The sequence below is a fragment of the Acidiphilium sp. genome (assembly GCF_049977125.1).
Taxonomy (GTDB): domain Bacteria; phylum Pseudomonadota; class Alphaproteobacteria; order Acetobacterales; family Acetobacteraceae; genus Acidiphilium.
Genome location: NZ_JBMFGY010000147.1, coordinates 1 through 6,698, shown reverse-complemented (window position 1 = coordinate 6,698; position 6,698 = coordinate 1). Strand labels below are relative to the sequence as shown.

Here is a 6,698-nt window from a genome sequence, read left to right as displayed (position 1 = left end):
AGCGCCCTCGCGCGCCCTTGCCCCGGTCATCCCGACGCGGCCGGGGAGGGGGGTCCGTAAGGAGAAAATTGTGCAACGCTACAAACAGGATGAGAATGATCTCGCGCGTCTCCCATTTCCGCAGACAACTGCACGAACTCGGCGGGGACAGGAACGGCGAGATTATCAACCATTCGGCGTCGGTCACGTCACTTCCACCACGTAACCCTGTGTGGCTATGCGGCGCACGGGTAGTCGGCGCCCACATGTGATATCCGGCAAGGCTTCGAACAACTGTCCAGAATCACATCCGACATGGCCATTCAATCCCACAGAGAACACGTTCCGAATTCAATTCGAGATGGCCCTTTAGATTTGACCGCGAACTATCGCGGCACCGGGATGCCAGATTGTATAGCTGCCATCATGAAAATGCCGAAAATCGCTTCGCAATTCATACCGGCTAAATCGTTACAGACATCTGTTGCCATCTTCATCCTGAAAATACCATATTGCTGCATCAGGATATCAAACGTGAACTCATTTCAAAACCCGCCACAACAAATTGATGTGTCATCACACCCAACTTGACATAGATCAAGGATGCCGATCGTACGGCGAGGTAGACTCAAGCAAGATTTGTTTGAGAGAGCCAGGTCTCAGCGGTCGCACCAAGTTAAATTTAAACATATCGAGCCGTTATCAGCATAACTAAGTGTAGGGTCGTAATTACGAAAAAAGTAAGGAACAAAATTTTGATGGGGAGAACGCTGAAAATGCGGAAAGGGGCATCGACGAGAAGGCGAGATTAAATTAAATTTGACGTGTCCCACAGAAAGTGGAGGAAACTGAAAATGAAACGTCGTGAAACTCTCTTAATTCTATCTACTGGAGCAGTAGCCATCGCCAGTGATGCAACTGCATTCATTCAGAGTGCCCAAGCAGGATTGAAATATCCGGGCCGTTTGAAAATCGGCACAATTACAGAGATGGACTCTAAGAAGATTCTCCATTTTAATTTTCCAACTGAGGAATCTCCCGCTGTGGTATTTCGTCTCCCCAACGGGCAGCTAGCTGCGTTTAGTACAATCTGTACTCACATGGGATGTCCAGTTCAATATGAAGCGTCGGACCAACTTTTTAAATGTCCGTGCCATCAAAGTCATTTTTCGGCTACCATGTCTGGGGCAGTTGTAGCCGGTCCCGCTCCCCGTCCGCTTCCCAAAATCAGTGTTGACGTTGATCATGATGGCAACATCTACGCGACGAGCATCTCCGAACCACCATTCGGCACAAAAATGTCGATACATGAGGTCGAAGAAATCTACGGGGAGAAAAAACTATGAAACATTCAGATGTTCTATCGGCATTAGCTAGTATAGGGGGAGCTCCAAACAAGCCGGGCAACACCACCAGCTGCCGATTTTGTAATGTGGGATGTGGATACAAAGTACTATCAGGTGAATCCATTGTCCCAGAAAGCCCGGATCTTCCCATTATAAAGTTATCTGACGGGAATTTCGTTCAACTAATCCCTAGTTCTGCATGTCCAAGCAATTATGGCGATTACTCGGTTCGTGGTGCGTTTTTGACGGAAACTCTATATAGCCCGAGCGGTCCGACGTCTGATCGTCTTCAGTACCCGATGGTTCGCGTCAACAACCGATTAGTAAGAGCGTCGTGGCAGGATGCAACAGATTTGGTTGCGAATAAGCTCAAAGACTACGTTGAAAAAGATGGTCCCGAAAGCATAGGCTTTTATCACGCCGATTGGTTTGGTGGTGAAAACGCATACGCGTATATGAAGCTGGCAAAGCTTCTGAATGTCAAAAACTATGACCTGAACGGGCGTCTCTGCGCCGCAAGCGGTGCTGCCGGATTGACACGCTCACTTGGAAACGGCGCACATCCCTGGTCAATTGACGATATTAACCACGCCGACACGATTGTTCTGGCCGGAGCAAACGCATCGGGAACTCTGTCAGTAGTATATGACCGAATTTTTGAGCGTGCACAAAGTGGCGCGGCTAAATTAATTGTTATCGATGTTCGGACAACACTAGCCGCTGAAAATGCACGTAAATATGGAACGTTTCTTGAAATTCGTCCCGGCACAGATGTTGCTCTTTATAATGCCATCGGCGCAGAATTAATAAAAAATGGGAAGATAGATAAAAAATTCATTGACGCGCATACGGTGGGGTTTGATGATTATCGCAAACTTGTAACAACAAAATACTCGCTTTCAAAGTCATCCGGACTAACGGGAATTACTACAGACCAAATTAGGAGTGTTGCAAATATTATTGGTAGATCGAAGGCTACACTTTTTCTTTCTGGAAAAGGTATTGAGCACCAAGCCCATGGTACCGACATGGTTTGTTCTCTAATAAATCTAGCCCTAATAACAGGAAGTTTTGGTAAGCCGGGAGGATCATATTCACCTCTTGGTGGCCACCAGGGTTCAATCGTAAATCCCCCATTATTTTCGGGTGAGTTGGATAACGTTACTATACCGAATAAAACGATCTTTCAAATGATGGATCAAATTGATCAAGGGACGCAAAAAGCCCTTGTCGCTGCTTGCGTCCAACCGTTTGTCACGTTGCCTCACGCATCTCATTTTCATGAGATTATGACCAAAAAACTTGAATTCCTCGTTGTCACAGATATTTATCCAAATGAAACTACAGCAATTGCTGACGTTGTATTTCCAGCGGCGTCGTGGGGAGAGGCGCCCTATACCTCAACCAATACCGATAGACGGGTAAGATTCTACGAAGTATTCGCGCCGGCCCCCGGGGAGGCACGACCAGACTGGGCCATTCCCACAGAAATTGGCAGAAAAATGGGATTTGCAAAAGAATTCAATTGGAATTCCGCAGAAGAAATATTTGATGAGCTGAAAGCGGGTACTCCGTTTTCGGGTCTTACCTATGAAAGAATGCGGCAAGCAGGACCAACCAATTTTCAAATGCCTGTACCAACGTCAAAATCAAATGGTACCGCGCGACTCTATACCGATGGTCACTTTCCGACACCCGACGGGCGGGCGAAGATATGGGCCCTCGACTTTAAACCTCAACCAGAACCACCGTCATCTCAATATCCGTTTGTACTGATAACGGGTCGTGACAATGACCTTTGGCAAAGTGGCTATACCTTCAAGCGTATTCCCCAACTCGTTGCGAGGAAGCCGCACAACACGGTCTTGGTTAATCCAACCGATGCACGGCGTCTCGGCATTCAAGATGGTCAGCTAACCACGGTCCGCACGAGGCGAGGGGCAGTCCAAATTATCGCGGAAGTCACAGAGCGAATTCCTGCTGGACGTCTGTTTACGCTATGGGGATACCCAGGAAGCCTGACAAATGCTTTGACAATCGACGTGCGTGATCCAATTTCCCAAACGCCTTGTTATAAGGGATGCGCAGCTAATTTGGCGCCTGCTTAGGCTAGGAATGATGACGGCGGGACGTTGGTGTATTTCTGGACATTCGGTCGTAAGGGCAAAATTGGGAAAGGTTCAGGCCGCGTAGTGGCTAGAAAGCAAGCGGGGGGCGGTTACTTGTTTGCCGAGAACTCCGCCAGTCGGTGTTGGCGCAAGCGGCGCGTTACTTGCGCCGCGGTGCCGGACCGACGCGGATTAGCGATTCGCGCAGCGTTCCGACCTATGCGGCCACATGAACCTTCGGTGTCGAGCAGAGCGCCTGCAGCCGTTCGATCCCGACGGGTTCTTCGGCCTGCATGGGAACTACGGCAAGTCGCTTAGCGAGGCCCTCGCGTACTTTGTCGATTTGGCTAAATTCAGAAGCTGCACGCTGACGAAGTAGCGGATGGGTTGTCGGGGCGGCGGCGAGGCACGAATTCACGATCCAGCCCCAGGGCTCGATGCCGGCGCGACGTAGGTCGTGTTGCAGATGCATCGCCTCGAGCACGGGAGTCGTCTCCGCCAGGGTGACGATCAGGATCTTCGTTTGCTCAGCGTTCTGAAGGCGCATCATCGGGGTTACCATCCGGCCCAGAGCGCTGGGATCGGTATGGCGGACGATGTCGCGATGATAGGATCCCGTCGCGTCGAGCAGGAGGAGGGTATGCCCGGTCGGCGCGGTGTCGATCACGACGAAGTGCCGCGTGCTTTCGCGGATGACCCGCGAGAAAGCCTGGAAGACAGCGATCTCTTCCGTGCAGGGCGAGCGCAGATCTTCTTCCAGCATGGCGTACGCCTGAGCGTCGAGATCCTTGCCCTTGGCCTCGAGCACATGATCGCGATAACGCGCCGTCTCTTGTGCAGGATCGATGCGGCTAATGGTGAGGCGCGGGAGCATTTCCCCCAGCGTCTCCGCAAGATGCGCCGCGGGGTCAGTTGTCGTCAGCAGAACCTCGTGACCGCGTCCGGCCAGTTCGGCTGCCACCGCCGCGGCTATCGTCGTCTTACCGACACCGCCTTTACCCATGAACATGACGAGACCCTTGCCGGGCCGCTCGATGTCATCAACGAGCGAGCCAAGGTTAGGAAAGTCCTGGTGCTGGACTGTGCTTGGAGTCGGCGCTTGTTCCGGTGTGTCCTTGGCAAATCGCCGTAGCGCCTCGATTCCGACCAGGTTTTCGGCTCGGAGGGGAAATGTCACCCGAGGGAGACGTGCGACATCGCTATCCAATGCCGCGAGCGCGGCGCGGTCTCTGTGCACCAAGGCTGTCGCGAGCGGATCACTGCCCGCCTCGTCCGGTATCACTCCGTTGATGGCGAGTTGTTGGTTGCGGATACCGATCGCGGCCAGCTCCCGCGACGTTCGGGCCGCCTCAGCCAGTGCCGACGGGCGCGGCCGGGCGACAAGAATAAGCCGTGTGGCGTCACGGTCGGAAAGTCGCTCGACAGCGGCAGCATAGCGCGTGCGTTGTTTCTCGAGGCCCGCAAGTGGGCCGAGGCAGGATGCGTCACCCTTGCCGGACTCCAGAAACCCCGACCAGGCACCCGGCAATTTCAGGAGGCGAATGGTGTGGCCAGTTGGCGCGGTGTCGAAAATGACGTGATCATATCGGCCGATCAGATCACCATCAGTTAGGAGCTCGGTGAATTCGTCAAAGGCGGCGATTTCTATTGTGCATGCGCCGGAAAGCTGCTCCCCAATTCCATTGAGCACTTTTTCAGGAAGAATACCGCGCATCGGGCCGACGATGCGCTCACGATATTCGGCCGCAGCTTCCTCAGGATTGATTTCGATGGCGTCCAATCCCGCCACCCGCGGGACCGGTGTGACGCGGTTGCCGATCTCCGTCTCGAACACCTGGCCCACATTTGATGCAGGGTCGGTGCTCACCAGGAGAATCTTTTTGCCTTGGTCGGCGAGGCTGAGCGCCGTGGCGCTGGCAAGCGAGGTTTTGCCGACGCCTCCCTTGCCGGTGAAGAACACGAATTTTGGTAGATTAGGGAACATCGGAGGCTCCTTTAGGCGTCGTGGTAGTTAGCAGCAGCCGGGGGTGGGTTGGGCTGCGGCAGCTCCGCCGCAACAGCCGGATTGCGTTAGCCCGCCGATCAAACGGTCTTTTGTACCCATCACGGATTTGGTCGCCGTGGCGCGCACCTCTGCACCAATCTCTGCTGCGCGGCGCATCTGCTCCGAACTCAACCCAAGATGCTTCGCGGCATTATGATGGAACTCAAGGCAGGATTCGGAGCCCGCCGCGACCGCCGCACCAATAGCAATTAGCTCGCACACGGTCTCACTGGCAAGATAGTCCGCTGAGACGTTCAACGTTACGACGCCTGCCAGTTCAGCGAGTTCTGCGCGTACGGGATACTGACCGCGGGCAACGATACGGCCATTGATAACAAGTGCAGGCAGATCATCACCGCCGGTCTCATCGAGCAACGCCTTGACAGCGGGTTCAGCAACAAATCGCGCCGGCTCTTGGGCAAGGTTGACGCGCTGGACCATGACGCCTTGGGTCTTGAGCCATTCAAGGTCGGCAGCGAAGCGCGCTAGGTTCGGGTCAGGCTCGGGGCCGCAAACTCCGGTCGAGCAGCACATCGGTGGGTCATAGATAGTGACAGTCGTCATGAGGATTCTCCTGTTTGATCGGGGGATTCCGTCGGCTTGTAGTCCGATGGTGGACAGCAGATCGAGCCGCTGAGTTCGCCATGGCTATCTTTTTCGAACATGGCGTTCAGAAGCGCCGCCAGGGGTCGCAGGCTGTCAGGATTAAGGTAATAGCAGACGCGGGGCCGCTCGAACTCGCCCTTGATGATACCGGCCGCCCTGAGAATACGCAGATGCTCAGACACCGTCGATTGGGCCAACCCAACATCCTCCACGATGTCGCAACCGATGCAGGACTGCTTCGCGAGAAGCAGTCGAACGATATGGATGCGAGCAGGATGACCCAGCGCTTTGGCGACGGCTGCGATTTCCTCGTTGCTGGTTAGAGGGTTGAGCAACTGAACTTGACGAGGGCGGATTGCGACGGGCATGCAAATTTCTCATCGACATTCGACGATCTACGATGTTTAGGATGACAACGAGCGCGAGGCAATCCTCCTTGGGCGATCCATCTCCGTGCTGCGGTTCGGGGGTAAGTACCTGAGGCGCATCGGCTTTGAACGAATCGCCGTTGATCGGGCCATCGAGTATCACGAGGGCGACCACTCCGGTCATCCTCAAGCCGGCAACCAGCGTGGTCGTTTTGTGATGTCTGTGTAAAAAAATCATGCGCAGACT

General features: G+C 53.9%; 5 protein-coding genes and 2 pseudogenes. 2 read left to right on the top strand and 5 right to left on the bottom strand.

What is annotated here, in order from left to right; all coding sequences use genetic code 11:
* Positions 1–247, bottom strand: a pseudogene (locus ACP5E6_RS15260) (hypothetical protein); the annotation flags it as partial.
* Positions 248–833: 586 nt separating this feature from the next.
* Here ACP5E6_RS15260 and ACP5E6_RS15255 point away from each other — a divergent pair.
* Positions 834–1,325, top strand: a complete 492-nt coding sequence (locus tag ACP5E6_RS15255) for a Rieske 2Fe-2S domain-containing protein (protein ID WP_427955417.1) — start codon at positions 834–836, stop codon at positions 1,323–1,325.
* Positions 1,322–3,433 carry a molybdopterin oxidoreductase family protein gene (locus ACP5E6_RS15250; protein WP_427955415.1) on the top strand — a complete coding sequence of 704 codons (2,112 nt, stop codon included), beginning with the start codon at positions 1,322–1,324 and terminating at the stop codon, positions 3,431–3,433. The genes ACP5E6_RS15255 and ACP5E6_RS15250 overlap by 4 nt, the downstream gene beginning before the upstream one ends.
* Positions 3,434–3,650: 217 nt before the next feature.
* Here ACP5E6_RS15250 and arsA read toward each other — a convergent pair whose 3' ends face one another.
* The 4 genes and pseudogenes from arsA to ACP5E6_RS15230 all read right to left on the bottom strand — a co-directional run.
* Positions 3,651–5,417 carry an arsenical pump-driving ATPase gene (gene arsA / locus ACP5E6_RS15245; RefSeq protein WP_427955412.1) on the bottom strand — a complete coding sequence of 589 codons (1,767 nt, stop codon included), beginning with the start codon at positions 5,415–5,417 and terminating at the stop codon, positions 3,651–3,653.
* 27 nt (positions 5,418–5,444) lie between these two features.
* The gene (gene arsD / locus ACP5E6_RS15240) at positions 5,445–6,041 is read right to left on the bottom strand and encodes an arsenite efflux transporter metallochaperone ArsD (protein WP_427955410.1); all 597 of its coding nucleotides are present in this window, start codon (positions 6,039–6,041) and stop codon (positions 5,445–5,447) included.
* On the bottom strand, positions 6,038–6,451 hold the full coding sequence (locus tag ACP5E6_RS15235) for an ArsR/SmtB family transcription factor (RefSeq protein WP_427955407.1): 414 nt from the start codon (positions 6,449–6,451) through the stop codon (positions 6,038–6,040). The genes arsD and ACP5E6_RS15235 overlap by 4 nt, the downstream gene beginning before the upstream one ends.
* Positions 6,452–6,530: 79 nt before the next feature.
* Positions 6,531–6,698, bottom strand: a pseudogene (locus ACP5E6_RS15230) (IS630 family transposase); the annotation flags it as partial.